This is a genomic window from Sphingobium agrisoli (assembly GCF_041877245.1).
In the GTDB taxonomy this organism is placed as follows: domain Bacteria; phylum Pseudomonadota; class Alphaproteobacteria; order Sphingomonadales; family Sphingomonadaceae; genus Sphingobium.
On the sequence record NZ_JBHDJI010000001.1, the window covers coordinates 803,093 to 825,736 of the forward strand.

Here is a 22,644-nt window from a genome sequence, read left to right on the forward strand (position 1 = left end):
TCGTCAAGCCTCCCGCGGCGCGCCGGGGGTCGCCCGGTCGCCTGCCGCCTCATGGTCCTTATGTTCGCGGAACAGCCGTTTCACGACGGTAAAGAAGACCGGCACGAAAAAGATCGCCAGCACCGTCGCCGACAGCATCCCGCCGACCACCGCCCAGCCGATCGCATTTTGCCCGCCTGCGCCGGCACCGGTTGCCACCGCCAGCGGCAGCACGCCGAAGATGAAGGCGAAGCTGGTCATCAGAATCGGCCGCAGCCGCAGCTTGCCCGCCTCCAGCGCCGCCTGCGCCGGCGCCATGCCCTCGCGCATCTTTTCTTCGGCAAATTCGACTATCAGGATCGCGTTCTTCGCCGACACGCCGATCGTGGTGATGAGGCCGACCTGAAGATAGATGTCGTTGTTGAGCCCCACCAGCTTCGCCGCAATCACCGCGCCCAGCACGCCGAGAGGCACCACCAGGATTACCGCGATCGGCACCGACCAGCTTTCGTACAACGCCGCCAGGCACAGGAAAACGATCAGCATCGACAGCGCATAGACATAGGGAGCCTGTCCACCGGACGTCTTTTCCTCATAGGAAATGCCGTTCCATGCGAAGCCGACCCCCGGGGGCAGCTTGCCCGCCATCTCTTCCATCACCTGCATGGCCGTGCCGGTCGACACGCCCGGGGCAGGGCTGCCCTGGATGTTCATCGACGGCACACCGTTGAAGCGCTCCAGCCGCGCCGGCCCTTGAATCCACTCGGTCGTGGCAAAGGCCGACAGCGGAGCCATCGTTCCCGTGCTGCCGCGCACATGATAATTGCCCACTGAGTCGGCGGAGGTGCGAAAGGGCGCGTCGGCCTGCACATAGACTCGCTTCACCCGGTCGCGGTCGATAAAGTCGTTGACATAGGAGCCGCCCAGATTGGTGCTGATCGTGTCGTTGACGTCGGCCTGCGCTACGCCCAGCGCGCCCGCCGCCGCCTGATCGACGTTCAGCTTGAGCTGCGGTGTATCCTCCAGCCCGTTGGGGCGCACCTGCGCTAGCCGCTTGTCCGCCATCGCCATGCCGAGCAGTTGGTTGCGCGCGGCCAACAGCGCGTCATGCCCAAGATTAGCCTGGTCGAGCAGCTGGAAGTCGAAGCCCGACGCGTTGCCCAGTTCCTGAACCGATGGCGGCACGATCGCAAAGGCCATGCCTGCCTTGATCTGCTGGAACGCCATATTGGCGCGCAGCGCGATAGCGGGGACGCCGTTCTTCTCACCCTGGCGATGCTCCCAATCCTTCATCCGCACGAACAGGATGCCGACATTCTGCCCCTGCCCGACGAAACCAAAGCCCGCGATGGTGAAGGTCGCAGCGACATTGTCCTTCTCTTGCGTCGTATAATGCTGCCGCATCCGGGCCAGCGTCCGCTCGGTTTCCTCGATCGTGCTGCCAGCCGGCAGGGATATCTGATTGATGACGATGCCCTGATCCTCCGCTGGCAGGAAGCCGCCCGGCAGCCGCAGGAAGACCAGCGCCATACCAGCCACGATCAGGCCATAAACGATCATGGTCCGCCCCCAGCGCCGCTCCACCTTCTGAACACCCTGGCCGTATCGGGTCACGCCCTTGTCGAAGGTGCGGTTGAACCAGTCGAAAAAGCGCCCGAAGACCGAACCGACCGGACCATGCCAGCTGTGGCCATGTTCGACCGGCCGCAATATCGTGGCGCACAGCGCCGGCGTCAGGATCAGTGCGACGAGCACCGACAGGATCATCGACGATACGATGGTGATCGAAAACTGCCGGAAAATGACGCCGGTCGATCCCGGGAAAAAGGCCATCGGCAGGAACACCGCCGACAGTACGAGGCCGATGCCGATCAGCGCGCCGCTGATTTCGTCCATCGACTTGCGCGCGGCCTCGCGCGGGCTCAGCCCCTCGGTCTGGATCAGACGTTCGACATTCTCCACCACCACGATCGCGTCGTCGACGAGCAGGCCGATCGCCAGCACCATGCCGAACAAAGTCAATGTGTTGATGGTAAACCCGGCCGCGCTCAGCACCGCCAGCGACCCCAGCAGCACCACGGGCACTGCAATCGTCGGAATCAGCGTCGCGCGCCAGTTCTGGAGGAAGATGAACATGACGACGAAAACCAGCAGCACCGCCTCGAACAGTGTTTCGATCACCTGCTCGACCGAGAGCCGCACGAATCGTGAATTGTCGACCGGGAAGTCATATTTGACCCAGACCGGGAAATTCTTCGACAGCTGGTCCACACGTTCCTTGACCGCCGTGACGGTATCAAGCGCGTTCGCGCCCGGCGCCAGCCTTATGCCAAATCCGGCTGCCGGATGCCCGTTGAACTTGGCGCTGAACCCGTAATTCTCCGCCCCCAGTTCAACCCGCGCCACGTCGGACAACAGCACCACTGACCCGTCGGGATTGCTACGCAGGCGGATGTTGCGGAATTCCTCCGGCGTGCGCAGTCGCGACTGCGCCGTCACGGTGGCGTTCAGCGCTTGTCCGGCCGGCGCGGGCGTTCCGCCGATCTGGCCGGCGGACACCTGCGCGTTCTGCGCCCGGATCGCGTTCTTGACGTCGCCCGTCGTCACCTGGAGCGTCGCCATCTTGAACGGGTCGAGCCAGATCCGCATCGCATATTGCGACCCGAACAAAACCGTGTCGCCCACCCCGGTTACACGGCTGATCGGATCCTGCAATGATGACGCGACAAAGTCCGCGGTATCCTGCCCGTCATGGATGCCATCATCGGCATAGACCGCCAGGATCAGGAGGAAGCTCGCCGCCGACTTAGCGACGCGCAGCCCCTGCTGCTGCACTTCCTGCGGCAACAGGGGCGTCGCCTGCGCCAGCTTGTTCTGGACCTGCACCTGCGCAATGTCGGGGTCTGTTCCTTGCTCGAAGGTCAGGGTGATGTTGAGATTGCCCGACCCGTCGCTGGTGGACGAGAAATAGCGTAGATTGTCGATGCCCTTGAGCTGCTGCTCGATGATCTGGGTCGTCGTGCTTGCCAGCGTTTGGGCGTTCGCGCCGGGATAGGTGGTCTGGATCGTCACCGCCGGCGGCGCGATCTCCGGGAACTGCGCCACCGGCAAGGAACGGGTTGCCAGCAATCCGGCCAGCATGATGACGATGGCGATGACCCATGCGAAGATGGGCCGGTCGATGAAATAGCGAGCCATGGCTTATCGCGCCCCGCCCGCTGCGCCATTCTGCCCAGCGGTCACCTGCTTAGGGGCGCCGGCCTTGACCACCGTGCCGGGGCGCAGATTGACCAGCCCCTCGACGATCAGCCGGTCGCCGGCCTTCAGCCCCTTGGTCACGATCCACTTGTCGCCGACCGCGCGATCGACCTCGACCTGGCGCATCTCGACCTTGTTGTCGCGGCCCACAACCAGCGCGGTCGCCCGCCCGCGCGCATCGCGGCTGATACCCTGCTGAGGGACAAGAATGGCGTTGGTCCGCTGCCCTTCAACCAGCCGCGCCCGGACATACATGCCGGGCAGCAGCAGCCCGTCAGGATTGGGAAAGGTCGCGCGCAGCGTAACCGCGCCTGACGACGGATCGACGGTGACCTCGGAAAATTGCAGCCGCCCCTCGATCGGATATTCGCTGCCATTGGGCAGCAGCAACCGGATGCGCGCGCCGCCTGCTTCGCTGACTCCGCCTGCCTTCATCGCCTGTCGCAGGTCGATGAGCTGCGCCGCGGACTGGGAGACATCGACATAGACGCTGTCGGTCCGCTGGATCGTCGCGAGCGCATCCGCCTGCCCTGCCTGCACCAAAGCGCCGGGCGTGAAGAGCGACCGGCCGATCCGGCCGGAAATTGGCGCGCGGATGCGGGTGAAATTCTGGTTCACCTGCGCCGCCTGCAGCGCCCCCCGCTGCGCCGCGACGGTCGCGCGCGCTTGATTGGCAGCGGCCTCCGCATTGTCATATTCCTGCCGGCTGACGGCGTTGATGCCGACCAGATCGCGATAGCGCTGCGCCTGGAGACTGGTCGCGCGGATCGACGCCTGCGCCGTGGCGAGTGTCCCCTGCGCCTGCGCCAGCGCAGCACGATAGGGCGCATCCTCGATTTCATAGAGAAGCTGCCCAGCGCTTACATAGCCGCCTTCGGCAAAGGCTCGGCGACGGATCACGCCGCTGATCTGCGGCCGCACCTCGGCGGTTTCGCGCGCAGCGATCCGGCCCGGCAGTTCGTTAATGAGAGGGGCCGACTCGACCTTCAGCGTGACGACACCGACCGTGGGCGTCGGAGGCGGCGGCGCTTCCTGCTTGCCGCAGGCGCTGAGCGCCAATGCGGAGGCGCACGCCAGCAGGCCGGTGAATGTCCCCTTTTGCATCGTCTAGCTTCCGTTGTGGATTGGATCGACAGAACGGAATGAATGTTCATTCCGCTTGTCGGTCAAAATAGATCGTGGCAGGGGGAATTCAAGTGCCTCAAAAACGCCGGGGACGAAATTTGGTTGCAGTGCACAACGAGAAAGACGGACGACAGCGGATTTTGGCCGCCGCCCGCAGCCTTTTTGGCAGCAACGGCTTCCACCAAACGCCCATGACCGACCTCGCAGGCGCAGCAGACGTGTCGGTGGGGCAAATCTATCGCCTGTTCAAAAGCAAGGAGGATATCATTGCGGCGCTGGTCCGCGATCATGCCGACCAATGGTGCAACGACATGGCCGGGCTGCGTCAGCACCTCGAGGCGGGCAACGTGGATGTCGAGTGCATCTTCGAGCAAGTGTTGCTCCACAGCATTGATGAGGAAGAGGACGGGCTGGCTTTTGACATTTTTGCAGAAGCGTTTCGCAACCCTGCCGTGGGCGACACGATCGGGGACATGTGCGCGCGATTCCGTGAATATATTCGCTACTTCGCCTGTGCCGCCAACGACCAACTGACTGGCGAGGCGCTAGACGCCGCCGAAGAACTGGTCCTCTCCTGCCTGTTCGGGCTTGGCCATCGCAGCCTGTCGCGTCCCAGGCTCGATGTTGCCCAGACAGCCCGGCGGTCCGCGCGGATGATCGTCGCCGCGCTCCGTGCCAGCTGAAACCTATCTCCCGCCACGCCTCCTTTTGCCGCAACCGCGAACAGCCTGCCGCATCCGCCGCAACCGGGATCGTGCCTCCCGCATTGGGACACGACTATTGAACGGAAGGCATCCTCAATGACGAACAGCGGCTGTTTCGACCAAGGATATTTCGCCGAGCGGATAGAGCGCAACCGCGCGCTCGCCGCTCGCGCGACCAACCCGCGCATCCGCGCGCTGCATCTGCATTACGTCCGGCTATATGCGCAGTTGCTGGACGAAGCGCTGGCCGCCTGACGCGGGCGGCGCCTCAGCGCGCCGCTACGCCCTCGGGCAGCACCACCGCCGACCAACTCTTGTCCGGCACCAGATATTTGGCCGCCAGCGCCTGCAGCTGCGCAGGCGTCACGGTCAGCATATCCTGCGACATGCTCTGCATCGCATCGATAAAGCGAGGATCGCGGCTCGATCCCGCCATCTGCTTCATCCAGAAACTGTTGCCCGTGCTTGCCCGCAACAGCAATTGCCTCATCGGCGCGACCGCGCGTTGCAACTCGTCGTCGCTGACCGGCGTCTTGGCGAGGTCGGCTGCGGTCTGCTTCACCACATCGTAAAAATAGGCGATGCGATCGGGCCGCACCTGACTGGTGACAAGGATATAGCCGCCGCTCTCGAACGAAAACGGCCAGTTGTTCTGAACGCTCGGCGAATAGGCCGCGCCTTCGGTCGACCGAAGCTTGTCGAACAACCGGTCATTGAAGATCTGGGTCAATATCTCCAACTGCCGCGCCTCCTTCTGAAGCGTGAAGCCTCCCGCCGTGGGCCAGGCTAGCACAGCCGCCGCCTGCTCCTTGTCACCCTGGTGCCGCAGCACAACCGGCGTTTCCACATGGGCGGGGAAGCGCATCGCCTTGTTCGCGGCCGGCACGGGTCTGTCGGGCCGCGCCGGCAACGCGCCGAAGGTCGCAGCGACCGTGGCAATGGCCTCCTCCGCCTTGACCTGGCCGAAAATCTGCACCTCGATCGGCCCCGACGCAAGCAGCGGTTCCCAGGCCAAGCGGAACGCCTTCGGTGTCAGCGCTTCGATCTCCGCGCGGTCAGGCGTGCGGAAACGCACATCCTTGTCGTGCAGCAGCCAGTTGAGATCGCGCCCGATAACCGCGTCCGGCGATCGCGACAGCGCGTCATAGGCCACAGCCGCGCCCGTCTTCACCCGCGCGATGGGGGCAGGATCCCAGCCGGGCGCCGCCAGCTTCGCCGCAAACAGGCGCAACTGGTCCTTGTAATCGGCCGGCCGGGTTAGCGCCGCCAGCTCGAAGGCGTCATCGTCGATGGTGAAGTCCATACCGATGCGCCGGCCGTTGGTCAGTTCGTCCAGCTCGCCCTGCCCCAGCGTGCCGATCCCGCTCGCCATCAGCGCATAGTTCGCCGCCCATCCGGGCGCTGCCTTGGTCGGTGAGAAAGCCTGCTGTCCATGGCCGAAGCGGACATTGACCCGCACCTTCTCTGTCTCGACGTCATTGGCGAACAGCGTCAGCTTTACCCCGTTGGAAAAAGTGATGCTCTCCATTCCCGGCAGGCCCACTGGCACGCGCGACACGACCGTCCCGGGCGGGCCGAATTTGGGCAGATCATCCATTGTCACCGCCTTGTCGGCGAGGCGCGCATTGGCGGCAGCCTTCACCGGCGCGGCGACGGCGGCGGCGAGCCTCGGCTCGGCTCCCGGCAGCGTCTTGCCGCTCACAAGCAGCGCGCGGAACACACCTGCGGTGAACAGCCGCCGCGTCGAATCGAGGATCTTCTGCGGTGTCATCGCCGGCCGCCCGGCGCGGAAGATATCGACCGCCGCCTGCGGGCTGACCGTCGTCTCGCGAATGTCGACCGCGCTCACCAGATCGCTCGCCTGCTTGGAGCCGGGCTCGGTGTCGGCATTTTCAACTCCGATCGCGAGCGCCGTGTCGAGCTGCGCATATTCGCGGTCGATCTCCGCCTGGCTCGGCGGCGCGGCCTTCGCGTCCTCGATGATAGCGCGGACGTCGCGCAGCGCTTTCTCCCAATCGTCACCGGTCGGTACGATCGTCAGGAAAGTGCCGTCCACCGACCGCGCCACATCCTGCTGGTCGACGCTCGATTGCAGGAAGCTCCCCCCGGCCCGCGCCGCGCGCTCCAGCCGGCGGCTGACGATCTGGAGCGCCAGCATATCGGTCAGCTTGTCCTGATTATAGACGATGGTGTCGGCATGCGGCTTCCATGGCCGCAGCCAGGCCATGGTCAGCCCCAAGGGCGCGCCCGGCTCCACGACGATGCGTGTCGGCGGCTGATGGGGGTCGGGCGCGCCGAAATCGGGCAGCTCCGCGCCGGGTCCGACACCCTTCCAGCTTGAAAAATTATCCTTGATGACCTGCTCGGCCAGGGCCGGGTCGATATCGCCCGCGATCGCGATCACCGCATTTTCAGGGCGATACCAGCGATTGTGGAATGCCTCGACCTTCGCCGCCGTCGCCGCGTTGAGCGTCGCCACCGTGCCGATCGGCGCATGGTCGGCAAGCGGCTGGCCGGAAAAGAAATGCAGCCGGCTCGCCTCCGAAAGCCGCGATTGCGGCCCGTCGCTCTCCCGCTTCTCCGCCAGCACCACCGCGCGCTCGGCCGCCACCGCGCTGTCGACGATATTGGGGTCGGTCATCATGCCGGCCAATATCTTCATGCTTTCGCCGAGGCTCGCCGACGTCGCCTGCGGCAGGTCGAGCGCATAGGTCGTGCCGGTCGGCGTCGTCTGCGCATTGCTGTCGCTGCCGAAGGTAACGCCCAGCCGCTGCCAGATGCGCTTCGATTCGCCATCAGGCACATGGCGCGATCCGCGCATCGACAGATGTTCGATATAATGGGCATAGCCGAGTTCGTCGGGCTTCTCCATCAATGACCCGGCATCGACCCGCAGGCGGATCGACACCTGCCCCGGCGGCACCCCGTTACGCCGCACCGCATAGCGCAACCCGTTGGACAAGGTGCCGAACCGCCACGCCGGATCAATCGGCACATCGCTATTCTCGTAAAGCCAGGGCCTGACCTGCGCCTGCGACGCACCCTGCGCAGCTTGCGGCGCATCGGCCGGCGCGGCAACCAGCGGCGCGCCGGAAAGCAGAAGAGCGATGATGCTGAGCGAAGCGGCCGAACGGCGGGGGGATAAGCGCATAGACGGCAAGCCTAGCGCCCTTTTCCTGAATGACCACTGACAAGTGGGGTGGGTGGTGGGTGGGCGGGGAGAGGGCGGGAATGTGATCGGGGGTTGGTGATGAGGCCAACGACGGCATTAATGCGAAATCATTGGAGGCGAGACTTTTTCGATGTTATTCGCGCGCGTAGAGCAAGAGAAGCAGGCGGCATGAGCAAACAATCTCTAATTTCGAAGTCGTTTCTAGTGGCAGCACTAGCTATTGGTTGCACTCCGGCTTTTGGAGCAAACCATCTTGAATGCATGAACTTGCCGATGGGAGAGGCCGAGCAAACCGTTTTGGATCGTCATCGAGACACCCTCCGCAAAGAGAGCAACCTGTTGGCGGCGGTGCAAGCATCATTACAATTTCGCGCTCAAGTATGCGCGTATCTCAACGAATGGTCATCGGCAGCTACTCGGCTGGCTTTCGAACACAGATGGCTGCAGGTCCAATGGGGAGGTATACCGCCTTCGTTTAGCGCTTCAGAGGAGGAGCGTTTAAGAGTATCGCTTGAACCATTGCGGCCTAAATTGATCGCATTGTTTCGTGTCCAGACAGACGCAATAGCAAAAGGGGAAGAACCGCCACCCCCTCCATTGGAAGATACTATGTTCGAGGATTTTGAAGTACTGCTTAAGCTAGCCAACATTCCGCAAAATACCTCAAATGAACGTCGGCTGGACGGTTGGCTTTATGGAGTTGGCTTTCAAGAAGCAGTCATTGCAGCGTTTACCGGTGCCTGACCCGGAAAACGAAACATCAATCATCCGGCACCCGAAATTGTTTCAGAAGCGTCGTCAACGGATCAAACCGAACTACAACAAGAAAAGACGGACATGCCCTCGCACATCCGCCTTCCCCAAAAATCGCCCCCGCGAGGCACCCCGCCTCAGCGCGGCGCACCCGTCCGCTGCACGGCGCCCTTGTGCGCGCCCACACCGCCGCCGCCGCGGCGACGCCGGCGCGGCGCGCCCGTAGCGCCCTCACCCTCGCTCCGCCGCGCCCGGTCAGGCGCGCCGCGCGCGGCCTTCTGCCCGTCCTGATAACGCCGCTGCCCCTCGGCCCTTTTCGCCTGCTGCGCGGGCGACTGGCTCGGCCCCTTGCGCGGCGCGGCGGGCTTCGGGAGGTTGCGCACCGCCTCCATGAAATTCTCCGGCAGCGGCGCGATGTCGAGCTTCACCCGCGTCGCCTTCTCGATAGCCTTCAGATAGGGCCGCTCGTCGTCCGCCACGAAGCTGATCGCCACGCCCTCCGCCCCGGCGCGCGCGGTGCGGCCGATGCGGTGGACATATTGTTCCGGCACGTTCGGTATCTCGAAGTTGATGACATGGCTGACGCCCGACACGTCGATGCCGCGCGCGGCAATGTCGGTCGCGACCAGCAGCTTGACCTTGCCCTGACGGAACGCCTGGAGCGCGGTGGTCCGCTGGCCTTGGCTCTTGTTGCCATGGATGGCGAAGGCGTCGATGCCCGCACCCTCCAGGAACCGCACCACCCGGTCCGCGCCATGCTTGGTGCGGGTGAAGATCAGCGCGCGGTCGATCTCCTCGGTCTTGAGCACGATATGTAGCAGCGCCTGCTTCTCGGCCTGATTGACGAAGGTCGCCTGCTGCCGCACCCGCTCCGCCGTGGTCGACTGCGGCGCGACGCTCACCTTCACCGGATCGTTCAGGAACTGCCCGGCCAGCGCCTCGATCTCCTTGGGCATGGTCGCCGAGAAGAACAGGTTCTGCCGATCGCGCGGCAACAGCTTGGCGACGCGCTTCAACGGATGGATGAAGCCCATGTCCATCATCTGGTCCGCTTCATCCAGGACGAAGATTTCGGTGTCCTTGATGGTGAAGCAGCGCCGGTCGATGAGGTCCAGCAGCCGGCCCGGCGTCGCGACGACGATGTCGACGCCCTGCGACAGTGCGCGGATCTGCTTGTTGATCGGCACGCCGCCGAACACCGTCTCGACCGACAGCTTCAGGAAGCGGCCATAGTCGCGGAAGCTCTGCGCGATCTGCGCGGCGAGTTCGCGCGTGGGCGAGAGCACCAGCATCCGGCAGCCGAGCTTCGGCGTCGGCTTAGGGTTGCGGGCGAAGTAGTCGAGGCTGGGCAGCGCGAAGGCCGCCGTCTTGCCGGTGCCGGTCTGCGCGATGCCGCACAGGTCGCGGCCTTCCAGCAGGACGGGGATCGCCTTCTGCTGGATCGGCGTGGGGGTGGCGTAATTTTTGGCGGCGAGCGCCTTCAAGATCGGCTCGGAAAGGCCAAGTTCGGTAAATTCCATGGATATGCTCACAAGTCGGCCGGGCGCCGACCTGGTGCGAACGCAAGCCAAGGGCGCGAGGCGGGTTACGAAACGACCCGCGTGAAAAGGGAAGCCTCAAAGCTTGGCGCAGGCTTGTCATTGGCCGGTCCATGCCATCAGGCCGGGACGATCACGCTGCCAATCGCTGGGGACCGATCGAACGGCCATCTGCTGCGCTGCGGCGCATATGGCGCAAGCGCGCCCAAAAAGCAAGCGGCCCGGACATGCCGGGCCGCCCTATCACAATCAACGGACGATCAAAGCGCGATTTCGGCGTGCTTGCCCTTCATCTCCGCGCGTACGTCCCCGCCGAACATCATCTTGAACACGCCCTTCAAGGACAGGTCGGCCAGCCAGATTTCCGCCGTGCCGAGGTCATAGCGGAGCATCAGGAGGCTGGAATCATCGCGCCCGCCGGGATACCAGGCCTCGACCTGCTTGGACCAGTAACGGTCGATCACCGCAGGATCGGTCTCCGGGGTCAGCGTCCCCTTGATGCAGGCGAACAGGTTGTGATCCTTGGCCGAAAATTGCGCCATTGCGGGGCCGCCGGGCGCCAGGCGATTGTCCTTCGACGTGTAGAACCAGAAACAATGATTTGCGTCGGGGTCGAGCTGCGCCGTCATGGGCAGGCTATGCTCGGCGCTGTCGGTCAAGCCCACCATAAGGAAAGGGCTCTGCGTCATCTCTTTCCAGAATCGTTCGCGAATTTCGGCTGTGTCGGTCATCATCCTGTCTCCTTTGCTGCACCTCCCCAATCGCCCGCCGCCCGCGAAGTTCCGCGATGCTTGATCTTCATCCCATTCGTCGCCACATGGCGGCCATGCTGATCGAGACCGAAGCCACGCCGAACCCGGCCACCGTCAAATTCCTCCCCGGCCGCGTGGTCATGGGATCGGGCACGCGCGACTTCGCGTCGCCAGAGGAAGCGGAGGCCTCGCCGCTCGCCGATGCGCTGTTCGGTCTTGGCGATGTCACCGGCGTCTTTTTCGGCGGTGACTTCATCTCGGTGACGATCGCGCCGGGATCGGTATGGTCGGACGTGAAGCCCGACATATTGGCGATCCTTCTCGATCACTTTTCCGCCGACATGCCGCTGTTCGCGGCCGGTTCCGCCGCCGGCATCAGCGTCCCGGCCGACGACGACAGTTTCAGCGACGACCCGGAGGACGCCGAGATCGTGGAGCAGATTCGCGACCTCATCGACACGCGCGTACGCCCCGCGGTCGCCAATGACGGCGGCGACATCGTCTATCGCGGCTTCGACAAGGGCACAGTGTATCTGAAGATGCAGGGCGCTTGCTCGGGCTGCCCCTCCTCCACCGCCACGCTCAAGAATGGGATCGAGCAACTGCTCAAACACTATGTCCCCGAAGTGACCGAAGTTCGCGCTGTCTGACGCATCCCCCCAAGCCATTTGGCAAAGTCCGCCCGATCGATTAACCGCAAGGCGAATCTTGACGGGAGTATCGCTTGCGCCTTCTGGTGATCGACACCGCGACCCAGGCTCTGTCCGTTGCCCTGCTGGAGGATGGCGCGCCAATCGGCCGTTTCCATGAGATTGTCGGGCGCGGCCATGCCGAAGCACTGCTGCCCGCCATTGCCGCTTTGCCCGGCGGCGGCCGGGCGGACGCGATAGCGGTCGATGTCGGCCCCGGCAGCTTCACCGGCGTGCGCATCGGCATCGCTGCCGCCCGGGCGCTCGCGTTGGCTTGGGCGATCCAGGTCCACGGCTATAGCAGCCCATCGCTGATCGCGGCGAAGGCGGCGGCGCACCATTCCGCGGGGCCGATCGCGGTCACCATCACCGGGGGGCATGGCGAACTGTTCTGGCAATGTTTTGAGCACGACGGACTCACCCCCCGCACCGCCATCGTCTCGACCCCCATCGCCGATCTGGCGCTACGGATAGATGCCGACCATTTCTATGGCACCGGCGCGGAGGCACTGGTCACCGCGCGCGGCGCGGGCGCGGCGATCGCCCTGTACCCAGACGCGGCCGATTTTCCGCTGATCGCCGGCCTTCCCGCCCTGCCTCCCAGCCCCATCTACGGCCGGGGCGCGGACGCGATGACTCTGGCGGAGCGCGCCGCCTCATGATGCCCGGCATCGCGCTCGACACCCATCAAGAGGCAGACCGCAACGCGATGGCGGATGCGATGGCGGTCATGGCCCGCGCCTTCGACCCTGCTTTTGGCGAAGCATGGACGCTGCCCCAGCTTTCGAGCGTCATGCAGATGCCCGGCACCTGGCTCACCATTGCCCGCACCGACGCCGCCCCGCTCGGCTTCGCGCTCGTTCGGTCGGTGCTCGATGAATGCGAATTGCTGCTGCTTGCGGTCGATCCGCTCTGGCGCGGCCGAGGCGTCGGCGAAACGCTGCTGCGCGACAGTCTCCGCACCGCCCGCCGCCGAGGCATCATCTCAATGAACCTGGAAGTACGTTCGACGAACAACGCTATAAGTTTATACGAGAAACTCGGTTTCGAATATGTACATCGCCGCCCCGGTTACTATCGCGGCAATGATGGCCAACTTCACGATGCGTTGAGTTTTCGCAAAGATATGCAAATGTAATACAGCAAGCCCTTGCACGTCGCGCCGTGAGGGTCTAGCGGTCCTGTACCGCTCCTGAAATGAATTTCCTCGGGCGGGTCGCACTAGATATAGCCTTCGCAGGAAACGAAAAATGGAAAACGAATCAGCACAGAGCGAACTGCTCATTACTTTGACGTCGGACATTGTTGCCGCCCACGTCTCGAATAACAGCGTCGCTGTCGGCGATGTGTCCTCGCTGATCCAGAATGTGCATTCGGCGCTCTCGGGCCTCAGCCAACCCGCTCCCGTGCCCGAAGTGAAGCCGGAACCCGCCGTGTCGGTCCGCTCCTCCATCAAACCCGACTACATCATCTGCTTGGAAGACGGCAAGAAGCTCAAGATGCTCAAGCGCCATCTGATGACCCATTATCAGATGACGCCGGAAGATTATCGCGCCAAATGGGGCCTGCCCGCCGACTATCCGATGGTCGCCCCCAACTATGCCGAACAGCGCCGCACTCTCGCCAAGAAAATTGGCCTGGGCACCAAGCGCCGCCGCACGCGCGGCGCGAAGTAAGCCCAGCGCATCAGATGATCGTGACTAGGGGCGCGTCGCCGACGCGCCCCTTTCCTGTATGAGTAAAAGGCGCTAGGCTTTGCCTTCCTTCGCCCCGCCAGCAAGCGAGCCTGCATGAACCGCAAAATCGACGTCGAAGCCCTTTGCCATGAAAAAGGGCTGCGCATCACCGAGCAGCGCCGCGTCATCGCGCAGGTCTTGAGCGACGCCACCGATCACCCGGACGTAGAGGAACTGCACCGCCGCTCTGCCGCGATCGACCCGGGCATCTCGATCGCGACGGTGTACCGCACCGTGCGCCTGTTCGAGGAAGCGGGCATATTGGAACGCCATGATTTCGGCGATGGCCGCGCCCGCTATGAGGCGGCGCCCGAAGCGCATCACGACCATCTGATCGACGTCGAAACCGGCAACGTCATCGAATTTGTCGACCCGGAGCTTGAACAGCTGCAAAAGCAGATCGCCGAAAAGCTCGGCTTCCGTCTCGTCGATCACCGCATGGAATTGTACGGCGTCGCGCTCGACCGAAAAAACTGAACTCGCCTTGGAGACACTGCGTCGCCTCAGCCGTATCGGCGCGCTGGTCGCCAGCCTGGCTCTCTGCCTGCCGCTCCATCTCCTCTGGCGGCTCATCCGCCGCCGCTCCCCCTGGCCCCGCCTCTTTCTCGGCATGGCGGCCCGCGCGGTCGGGGCGCGGGTGCGGGTCGAAGGGCAACCCCAAGGCGGCGACATGTTCATCCTCTCCAATCATGTGAGTTGGATCGACATATTGGCTTTGGGCGGGGCGACCGGCGCTGCCTTCGTATCGAAGGACGATGTCGCCGCCTGGCCTGCGATCGGCTGGCTCGCGGCGCAGAACAATACACTTTTCGTCTCGCGCGATCGGCGCGGCGCGCTGTCGGGGCAGATCGAGGCGCTGCGCGCCGCCATGCTCGGCCATCAGCCCGTCGCGCTTTTCCCGGAAGGCACGACCGGCGACGGCCGCACCCTTCTGCCGTTCAAGCCCGCTCTGCTCGCCGTCCTCCTGCCCCCGCCCCGCCCGGTGCTGATCCAGCCGGTTCATATCGATTATGGCGACGCCGCTGTGGACATCGCCTGGCTTGGCGAGGAGCCGGCCGGGGCAAACGCAGCGCGAGTGCTGGCGCGACAGGGGTCGCTGCCCGTCACCCTGCGCTTCCTCGAACCTTTCGATCCGGCAACCTGCCCCGACCGCAAGGCCATCGCCGCCCTCGCCCGAGAGCGCATCGCCGCGAGCATGGCGCGCCATCAGCGCCCTTCCGCTGATCGTTCGCCCTCTATATAGCGGGGTCATATGAATCGTAACGACGCCTCCCGCACGCCCGCCAAGACCAGCCCCGCGACCTTCCACGTCAAGAGCTTCGGCTGCCAGATGAACGTCTATGACGGCGAGCGCATGGCCGAAATGCTGGGCATGCAGGGCATGACGGCGGCGGCGGACGGGGAGCAGGCCGACCTCGTCATTCTCAACACCTGCCACATCCGCGAAAAGGCGGTGGACAAGGTCTATTCCGACATCGGCCGCCTGACGCGCGAAGATGGAACCCGCCCGATGATCGCCGTCGCGGGCTGCGTCGCCCAGGCCGAGGGGAGCGAAATCCAGCGCCGCGCACGCAATGTCGATATCGTCGTCGGGCCGCAGGCCTATCACCGCCTGCCCGATCTCATCGGCAAGGCCGGACGCGGAGAGGCCGCCGTCGATACCGATATGCCGCTCGCCTCCAAATTCGGCGCGCTCCCCGCCCGTACCAAGCAGGCCCGGCCCACGGCCTTCCTCACCATCATGGAAGGCTGCGATAAATTCTGCACCTATTGCGTCGTTCCCTACACGCGCGGCGCGGAGATCAGCCGGTCCTGGTCCGCCATTATCGATGAAGCCAAGGCGCTGGTCGATGGCGGCGCGCGCGAAATCACCCTGCTCGGCCAGAACGTCAACGCCTGGACGGGCGAAGACGACAGGGGCCGCGCGCAGGGCATGGACGGTCTCGTCCGCGAACTGGCCAAGATCGACGGCCTCGCGCGCATCCGCTACACCACCAGCCATCCCAACGACATGAGCGACGGCCTGATTGCCGCCCATGGCGAGGTGGACAAGCTCATGCCCTTCCTCCACCTGCCGGTACAGGCAGGCAACGACCGTATCCTCAAGGCCATGAACCGCAGTCACAGCGCGGAATCATACCTGCGGATCATCGAGCGCGTCCGCGCCGCGCGCCCTGACATCGCCATTTCCGGGGACTTCATCGTCGGCTTCCCCAGCGAGACCGAGGCGGAGTTCCAAGACACGCTCGCGATCGTCGAACAGGTCCGATACGCCCAATGCTACAGCTTCAAATATAGCCCGCGTCCCGGCACCCCCGCCGCCGACATGGAAGGCCAGGTCGCGGCGGAGGTCATGGACGACCGCCTCGCCCGGCTTCAGGCGCTGTTGAACCGCCAGCAGGCCGAGTTCAACGCGGCGACCGTCGGCCGCACCACCGACATTTTGCTGGAGCGCAAGGGCCGCTACCCCGGTCAACTCATCGGCAAGTCGCCGTGGCTCCAGTCCGTCGTCGTGACCGCGCCGGAGCTTTCGATCGGCGATTTGGTTGACGTCGATATCATCAGCGCCGGCCCCAACAGCCTGGCCGGCGAAACCGTGAGGAGGAAGGCCGCTTGAACCATCGCACCGTCGTTCCCGCGCAGGCGGGAACCCATCTCCGGACCGTACCGCTAGAGGCTTGGTTTGGGAGATGGATGCCCGCCGCCGTGGGCATGACCGAGCAAGGGAGAGGCTGACCTATGTCGAAAAAGCCCCATCACAGCCCCCGCGCCGACACCGCAGAGCGCGCGCGCCTCGAAGTCACATTTGAAAAGCCGCACCTTTTGGGTGCGCTCTTCGGCCAATATGACCAAAATCTCGTCGCGATCGAAAACCGCCTCGGCGTCTACATTGCCGCGCGCGGCAACAAGCTCCAGATCGAGGGCGAAGCGCAGGCCGCCGCCCGTGCCCGCGATGTCATGACCGGCCTCTATAATCGCATTGTGGCGGGCCAGGAGATCGACAGCGGCGCGGTGGAGGCCGTCATCGCCATGTCGTCCGAACCCACGCTCGACGGCATCATCCGCCACGACGTCGCCGAACCGCCCAGGGTGATGATCCGCACCCGTAAGAAGACCATCGTTCCGCGCAGCGCCACGCAGGTCGCCTATATGGAGGCGCTGACGCGCAACGACATCATCTTCGCGCTCGGCCCGGCGGGCACCGGGAAGACCTATCTCGCCGTCGCCCAGGCGGTCAGCCAGCTCATCACTGGCACCGTCGATCGCCTCATCCTCTCCCGCCCGGCGGTGGAGGCGGGCGAGAAGCTCGGTTTCCTGCCCGGCGACATGAAGGAAAAGGTCGATCCTTATCTTCGCCCGATCTACGACGCGCTGCACGATACCCTGCCCGCCGAACAGGTGGAACGCCGCATCGCCAGCGGCGAAATCGAGATCGCCCCGCTCGCCTTCATGCGCGGCCGCACCCTCGCCAACGCCTTCATCGTGCTCGACGAAGCACAGAACACCACCATCGCCCAGATGAAGATGTTCCTCACCCGCTTCGGCGAAGGCAGCCGCATGGTCATCTGCGGCGACCCCAAGCAGGTCGACCTGCCTCAGCCCGGCATCTCCGGCCTTGCCGACGCGGTCGCGCGGCTCGACGGCGTGGAGGGCATCGCCATGATCCCCTTCGGCATCGCCGACGTGGTCCGCCACCCGGTCGTCGGCCGCATCGTCCAGGCCTATGAGGGGCCGGATGCTTGACCTGATTCATAACCCTTTCGCCCTGAGCCTGTCGAAGGGCTCTGCCGGGCGGAGCGAGGCCACTTCGCCTCCACTCAGTCAGGAGGCTTCGACTTCGCTCAGCCAGAACGGAAGGTTGAAAATATGATCGACGTCGCCCTCCTCCACGATGCCGGCTGGCCGGACGCCGACTGGCAGTTCATCGCCGACCGCGCCGTCGCCGCCGCCATCGCGCACAGCCCCTATGCCTCCTTCGCCGCCGCACCCACCCTCTATGAAATCGCGGTGAAGCTCACCTCGGATGAGGAAGTCCACAGCCTCAACCGCGCCTATCGCGACAAGGACAAGCCGACCAACGTCCTCTCCTTCCCGATGGTCCAGGACGACCTGCTCCAGGCCACCGCCAACACCGACGATGGCGAGGTGCTGCTGGGCGACATCGTGCTGGCCGAAGGGGTATGCGCCGCCGAAGCCGCCGAAAAGGGCATCAGCGTCGCCGATCATGCCACCCATTTGATCGCCCATGGCACTTTTCATTTGCTCGGCTACGACCATATGGACGACAATGAGGCCGAGGCCATGGAAGCGCTGGAGATCGCCGCGCTCGCCAGCCTGGGGCTTGCCGATCCCTATGCGGATCGACCAACAGGGGATTGAACGACATCATGGCTGACGAGGGCGCCGGTTCGAAAGAAACGGACAGTAGCGGCGAAGGCGGCCTATGGAGCGGCATCAAGTCGCTCCTGTTCGGCGAGAATGGCGAAACCAGCCTCCGCAAGGAACTGGAAGAAGCGCTCGACGACTATGACGAGGAAGATCAGGCGCAAAACCCGCCAGCCAAGGGCGACCTGTCCGCGATCGAGCGGCAGATGGTGCGCAATCTCCTCCATTTTTCCGAACATACGGTGGATGATGTCGCAGTGCCCCGCGCCGACATCATCGCGATCGAGGAAAAAGCGAGCTTCGCCGACCTTGCCGCGCTCTTCGCCGAGGCAGGGCATAGTCGCATCCCGGTCTATCGCGAAAATCTCGACACGATCGTCGGCATGATCCACATCCGCGACGCCTTCGCCATCCTGGCAGGCAAGGCGCCGGTGCCCGACACGCTCGAACCGCTGATCCGCCAGCCGCTCTACGTTCCCGAAAGCATGGGCGCGCTCGATCTGCTCGCCGAAATGCGCGCCAAGCGCACCCATCTCGCCATCGTCTTGGACGAATATTCGGGCACCGAAGGGCTTTTGACCTTCGAGGATCTGGTCGAGGAAATCGTCGGCGAGGTCGAGGACGAGCATGACGACGCGCCCGAAGCGATGCTCGTCCCGCTCGACGGTGGCCTGTGGGAAGCCGACGCCCGCGCCGAACTGGACGATGTGGCCGAGGAAATCGACGAACGGCTGGGCGACATTGAGGAGGATGTCGACACGCTCGGCGGCCTCGCCTTCATCCTCGCCGGCCGCGTTCCCGACCCCGGCGAGATATTGCTGCACGAGGAAAGCGGCTGGAAACTCGAAATCGTCGCCAGCGACGGCCGCCGCGTCACCCGCCTTCGCCTGCATCCGCCGGAGGTGAAGGCGGAAGCGGAGGAATAATTCGGCACTCCGGCGAATGCCGGAGCGCAGCCCTGCTATCAAGGGCAGCGCGCAGCAACATTCCCTGACAGTCGCGAAATATTAAGCCCCCGCTGCGATGCTCGCCATTACCTCGGGCGGAACGACACAGGATCATGCGAAGCGAACGGCACCAGATGCGCCCAGGCGGCACGGCGGACATGCTGTTCGCCGCGCCTTGGAGCGCGTCCGAAAAGCTGCTGCTGGCTCTCGTCTGCGTCGCGACCCTGTTCTTCGCCATCGTCACCCCGCCCTTTCAGGCGCCCGACGAGAACCAGCATTATATGAAGGCGCTCGCCCTCACGCAGGGCAAGCTGCTGACCGAGCAGCGCGGCCCCGCGATTGGCGCGGACCTGCCCCGCGCCGCGCTCGACATCCACGCCGCCGATTTCCCGACCGACGTGCCGCCCATCCTGCGCCGCTTCGACACCGAGCAGCTCAAAACCAGCGCGGCCGCCGACGCAGCCCGCCCCGGCGCCGCCTTCGCCGATTTCCCCAATGTTGCAAGCTACGCGCCCAGCCTCTACGCCCCCGGCGCGGCGGGCCTCGCGCTCGGCCGCGCCACCGGCCTGCCCTGGATCGAGGCCCTCTACGCCGGACGTATCGTCAACGCGCTCGCAGGCCTCGCCCTGCTCGCCGCCGCGCTCATGCTGCTTCCCTTCGGCCGTAACGCGCTACTCGCTACCGCGCTGCTGCCAACATTCGCCTATCAGACCGGCTCGCTCTCGCCCGACGCCGTCATCGACGGCCTCGGCTTCCTCGGCCTCGCATTGGCGCTGCGCTGCGGCTTCATGAGCCAAGCCCCGGCCCGTACCGCCGCCCTCTTCGTCACCGCCCCGCTGCTCGCCTTGTGCAAGGGCGTCTATCTCCCCCTCATGGCCGCCGGCCTGCGCTGGCCCACCGGCCGCCGCGATGGCCGCCCATGGCTGATCCTCGCCGCCATGGCGCTCGGCGCCGTCGCCTTCCTCGGCTGGATGCACCTTTCAGGCGGCAGCCAGGCGCTCTACCATATCCAGTCGCGCAAGACCGGCGAGACGATGATGACCGCGCCGCTGCGCGACCAGCTCGCGCTCATCTTCGCCGATCCCGCCGGCTTCGTTCGCATCCTCGTCTCCAGCGTCGCCGAACGCGCGCCCGTCTATGCGCTCCAGATCGTCGGCCGCTTCGGCTGGAACGCGATCCTCCTGCCACTCCTCGCCTATCCGCTTGCGCTGCTGATGCTCGGCGTAGGCGTCGCGAGCGGCTCCGGCGCGCGCTTCGGTCTCGTCCAGCGCCTCTGGTGGCTGGCCGTGGCCGGCGGCGTGGCGCTGCTCATCGAAACCGCCATGTATCTGACCGGAACGCCACTCGGCGCGGATTATATTCAGGGGACACAGGGGCGCTATTTCCTCCCGGTCCTGCCGCTCGTCCTACTCGCCTTGTCGCCCGCCCAGCCGATGCGCGGGGCCCAGCGGCTGCTTGCGGCCACCGCAATCCCGCTAATGCTGATTGCCGCCGCCACCGCCTATGACAGTTTCTGGGTCCACGGCTTCATCACAAGCGACGGGATGCCGCCGCACAACGACCTCCGTCGGGAGCTTCTGCTGCCCTCCCCGCGCTGGTAGCCAGGCTCCGCAAAAAGCCAGCCAGCCCACCCCCTCGATCCACCCGGCGACGACGTCGCTCGGCCAATGGACGCCCAGCCACACCCGGCTGACCCCGATCAGCGCGATCATCGCCGCCGCTGCGACATAACCGCCCCGCCGCCCTGCCAGCATCGCCACCGCGCCAAAGAAGATCATGTTCCCCGCCGCATGGCCGCTCGGGAAACTATAGGTGTGGACGATATCCAGATGCGGCAGCAGGTCCGGCCGGGGCGCGGCGAAAAGCTGCTTCAACCCCAGATTGAGCAACGTGCCCCCGGCGATCGTCGCGCCGAACCACAGCGCCGACCGCCGCCACCCAAACCAGAGCAACGGCAGCAGCACCACCGCGACCAGCGCCAGCCGCCCGGCGGTCCCACCGACCGCCGACGCCAGCCGCATCACCGTCGTCACATGCCCGCCCAGCGCCGTCTCCCGCGCCCGGCCACCCGCTTCCATCAGCCCGACATTGATCGCGTCCAGCCACCCGGCCCGCTGCATCAACGCGATCAGCAGCACGCAGAAAAGCGCGACGGCCAAAGCCCCCGCGCCTTTGTGCAGCGATCTGCGTGGCTCAGATATGGAGCGCGCGCCCATAAGCGGCGAGGACGCTCTCATGCATCGATTCCGAAATGGTCGGATGGGGAAAGACCGTGTGCATCAGCTCTGCCTCAGTCGTCTCCAGCGTCTTGCCGATGGTGTAGCCCTGGATCATCTCGGTCACTTCCGCGCCGATCATGTGCGCGCCCAACAGCTCGCCGGTCTTGGCGTCGAACACCGTCTTGGTGAAGCCTTCCGCCTCGCCCAGCGCGATCGCCTTGCCATTGCCGATGAAGGGGAACATGCCGACCTTCACCTCATAGCCCGCTTCCTTCGCCTTCGCCTCGGTCAGGCCAACCGACGCGATCTGAGGATGGCAGTAGGTGCAGCCCGGAATGTTGCGCGGGTCCATCGCGTGCGGATGCTTGCCCGCGATGGCTTCGGCGGCGATCACGCCCTCATGGCTCGCCTTGTGCGCCAGCCATGGCGGGGCGGTAATGTCGCCGATTGCCCAGATACCGTCCACATTGGTGCGGCACATTTCGTCGGTCTTGAGGAAGCCGCGATCGTCCACCGCGACGCCCAGTTCCTTGAGGCCGATGTCTGCCGTGTTGGGCACGATGCCGATGGCCACGATCATATGGCTGAACTCGGCGGCGCTTTCCTTGCCGGCCTTATCCTTCAGCTTGGCCGACACGCCCTTGTCGCTCACCTTGATATCGCTGACGTTGGCACCGGTCAGGATGGTCATGCCCTGCTTGTTCAATGCCTTTTCGAGGAAGGCGGACACATCCGCATCCTCGACCGGCACGATCCGGTCCATCATTTCGACAACGGTCACATCGGCGCCCATGTCGTTATAGAAGCTCGCAAACTCGATTCCGATCGCGCCCGATCCGATGACCAGCAGCTTGCTCGGCATTTCGGGCGGGGTCATCGCGTGGCGATAGGTCCACACCCGCTTGCCGTCCGCCGGCGTCCCCGGCAGGTCGCGCGCCCGCGCGCCGGTCGCCAGGATGATGTTCTTGGCGGTCAGTTCCTCGGTCTTGCCGTCCTTGGTGACGGACAGCTTGCCCTTCCCGGTCAGCTTGCCCTCGCCCATGTGCACGGCGATCTTGTTCTTCTTCATCAGGTGCGTGACGCCCTGGTTGAGTTGCTTGGCAACCCCGCGCGAACGCTTGACCACCGCCGCGATGTCGGCGCTGATCTTCTCGGCCGCCAAGCCATAATCGCCGGCATGCTGCATATAGTGGAAAATCTCCGCCGACCGCAGCAGCGCCTTGGTCGGGATGCAGCCCCAATTGAGGCAGATGCCGCCCAGATTTTCACGCTCGACGATAGCGGTCTTGAGGCCCAGTTGCGCCGCGCGGATCGCAGCGACATAGCCGCCGGGGCCGGAGCCCAGAACGATGAGATCGTAATTCTCAGCCATATTCTCTTCTCTCT

Annotated in this window: 20 protein-coding genes and 1 pseudogene; 14 read left to right on the forward strand and 7 right to left on the reverse strand. The window is 64.8% G+C overall.

What is annotated here, in order from left to right; all coding sequences use genetic code 11:
• Window positions 1-3: 3 nt before the first annotated feature.
• Together ACETPF_RS03800 and ACETPF_RS03805 are read right to left on the reverse strand one after the other, a co-directional pair.
• Complete coding sequence (locus ACETPF_RS03800) at window positions 4-3,177, reverse strand: efflux RND transporter permease subunit (protein ID WP_373932923.1); 3,174 nt, start codon at window positions 3,175-3,177, stop codon at window positions 4-6.
• 3 nt (window positions 3,178-3,180) lie between these two features.
• Window positions 3,181-4,341, reverse strand: a complete 1,161-nt coding sequence (locus ACETPF_RS03805; protein ID WP_373932924.1) for an efflux RND transporter periplasmic adaptor subunit — start codon at window positions 4,339-4,341, stop codon at window positions 3,181-3,183.
• A 119-nt stretch (window positions 4,342-4,460) separates the two neighbouring features.
• Here ACETPF_RS03805 and ACETPF_RS03810 point away from each other — a divergent pair, with 119 nt between their 5' ends.
• Both ACETPF_RS03810 and ACETPF_RS03815 read left to right on the forward strand, forming a co-directional pair.
• A complete protein-coding gene (locus tag ACETPF_RS03810) occupies window positions 4,461-5,045 on the forward strand; it encodes a TetR/AcrR family transcriptional regulator (protein ID WP_373933069.1) in 585 nt (194 codons plus the stop codon).
• 117 nt (window positions 5,046-5,162) lie between these two features.
• Window positions 5,163-5,321 carry a hypothetical protein gene (locus tag ACETPF_RS03815; RefSeq protein WP_373932925.1) on the forward strand — a complete coding sequence of 53 codons (159 nt, stop codon included), beginning with the start codon at window positions 5,163-5,165 and terminating at the stop codon, window positions 5,319-5,321.
• A 13-nt stretch (window positions 5,322-5,334) separates the two neighbouring features.
• Here ACETPF_RS03815 and ACETPF_RS03820 read toward each other — a convergent pair whose 3' ends face one another.
• Window positions 5,335-8,217, reverse strand: a complete 2,883-nt coding sequence (locus tag ACETPF_RS03820; protein ID WP_373932927.1) for a M16 family metallopeptidase — start codon at window positions 8,215-8,217, stop codon at window positions 5,335-5,337.
• Between the two features lie 189 nt (window positions 8,218-8,406).
• Between ACETPF_RS03820 and ACETPF_RS03825 the strand changes: the two genes are divergently transcribed.
• Window positions 8,407-8,982, forward strand: a complete 576-nt coding sequence (locus ACETPF_RS03825; protein WP_373932928.1) for a hypothetical protein — start codon at window positions 8,407-8,409, stop codon at window positions 8,980-8,982.
• A gap of 146 nt (window positions 8,983-9,128) precedes the next feature.
• Here the strand turns inward: ACETPF_RS03825 and ACETPF_RS03830 are convergent, their stop codons facing one another.
• Window positions 9,129-10,511, reverse strand: a complete 1,383-nt coding sequence (locus ACETPF_RS03830) for a DEAD/DEAH box helicase (RefSeq protein ID WP_373932929.1) — start codon at window positions 10,509-10,511, stop codon at window positions 9,129-9,131.
• A 278-nt stretch (window positions 10,512-10,789) separates the two neighbouring features.
• Window positions 10,790-11,260 carry a pyridoxamine 5'-phosphate oxidase family protein gene (locus ACETPF_RS03835; RefSeq protein WP_373932930.1) on the reverse strand — a complete coding sequence of 157 codons (471 nt, stop codon included), beginning with the start codon at window positions 11,258-11,260 and terminating at the stop codon, window positions 10,790-10,792.
• A gap of 95 nt (window positions 11,261-11,355) precedes the next feature.
• Between ACETPF_RS03835 and ACETPF_RS03840 the strand changes: the two genes are divergently transcribed.
• From ACETPF_RS03840 to ACETPF_RS03890, 11 genes are all read left to right on the forward strand, one after another.
• Window positions 11,356-11,931, forward strand: coding sequence for a NifU family protein (locus tag ACETPF_RS03840; protein WP_373932931.1), 576 nt, complete (start codon window positions 11,356-11,358; stop codon window positions 11,929-11,931).
• A 74-nt stretch (window positions 11,932-12,005) separates the two neighbouring features.
• Entirely contained in the window at window positions 12,006-12,632 is a 627-nt protein-coding gene (tsaB, locus tag ACETPF_RS03845) for a tRNA (adenosine(37)-N6)-threonylcarbamoyltransferase complex dimerization subunit type 1 TsaB (RefSeq protein WP_373932932.1), read from the forward strand.
• Entirely contained in the window at window positions 12,629-13,108 is a 480-nt protein-coding gene (locus tag ACETPF_RS03850) for a GNAT family N-acetyltransferase (RefSeq protein WP_373932933.1), read from the forward strand. Before tsaB ends, ACETPF_RS03850 begins: the two co-directional genes overlap by 4 nt.
• 112 nt (window positions 13,109-13,220) lie before the next feature.
• The gene (locus ACETPF_RS03855; RefSeq protein ID WP_373932934.1) at window positions 13,221-13,646 is read left to right on the forward strand and encodes a Ros/MucR family transcriptional regulator; all 426 of its coding nucleotides are present in this window, start codon (window positions 13,221-13,223) and stop codon (window positions 13,644-13,646) included.
• A 114-nt stretch (window positions 13,647-13,760) separates the two neighbouring features.
• The gene (locus ACETPF_RS03860) at window positions 13,761-14,183 is read left to right on the forward strand and encodes a Fur family transcriptional regulator (protein ID WP_373932935.1); all 423 of its coding nucleotides are present in this window, start codon (window positions 13,761-13,763) and stop codon (window positions 14,181-14,183) included.
• Between the two features lie 7 nt (window positions 14,184-14,190).
• Window positions 14,191-14,949: a lysophospholipid acyltransferase family protein gene (locus ACETPF_RS03865; protein WP_373932936.1), complete on the forward strand. Its 759-nt coding sequence runs from the start codon at window positions 14,191-14,193 to the stop codon at window positions 14,947-14,949.
• 9 nt (window positions 14,950-14,958) lie between these two features.
• Window positions 14,959-16,323, forward strand: coding sequence for a tRNA (N6-isopentenyl adenosine(37)-C2)-methylthiotransferase MiaB (gene miaB / locus ACETPF_RS03870; RefSeq protein WP_373932937.1), 1,365 nt, complete (start codon window positions 14,959-14,961; stop codon window positions 16,321-16,323).
• Window positions 16,324-16,445: 122 nt separating this feature from the next.
• On the forward strand, window positions 16,446-17,450 hold the full coding sequence (locus ACETPF_RS03875; RefSeq protein ID WP_373932938.1) for a PhoH family protein: 1,005 nt from the start codon (window positions 16,446-16,448) through the stop codon (window positions 17,448-17,450).
• 123 nt (window positions 17,451-17,573) lie between these two features.
• Window positions 17,574-18,086, forward strand: coding sequence for an rRNA maturation RNase YbeY (ybeY, locus tag ACETPF_RS03880; RefSeq protein WP_373932939.1), 513 nt, complete (start codon window positions 17,574-17,576; stop codon window positions 18,084-18,086).
• A gap of 8 nt (window positions 18,087-18,094) precedes the next feature.
• The gene (locus tag ACETPF_RS03885; protein WP_373932940.1) at window positions 18,095-19,018 is read left to right on the forward strand and encodes a hemolysin family protein; all 924 of its coding nucleotides are present in this window, start codon (window positions 18,095-18,097) and stop codon (window positions 19,016-19,018) included.
• 134 nt (window positions 19,019-19,152) lie between these two features.
• Complete coding sequence (locus ACETPF_RS03890) at window positions 19,153-20,640, forward strand: DUF2142 domain-containing protein (RefSeq protein WP_373932942.1); 1,488 nt, start codon at window positions 19,153-19,155, stop codon at window positions 20,638-20,640.
• 51 nt (window positions 20,641-20,691) lie between these two features.
• Here ACETPF_RS03890 and ACETPF_RS03895 read toward each other — a convergent pair.
• A pseudogene (locus ACETPF_RS03895) lies at window positions 20,692-21,276 on the reverse strand (phosphatase PAP2 family protein); the annotation flags it as partial.
• Window positions 21,233-22,630, reverse strand: a complete 1,398-nt coding sequence (gene lpdA, locus ACETPF_RS03900; protein ID WP_373932943.1) for a dihydrolipoyl dehydrogenase — start codon at window positions 22,628-22,630, stop codon at window positions 21,233-21,235. The pseudogene ACETPF_RS03895 and the gene lpdA, both read right to left, overlap by 44 nt.
• Window positions 22,631-22,644: the final 14 nt, after the last annotated feature.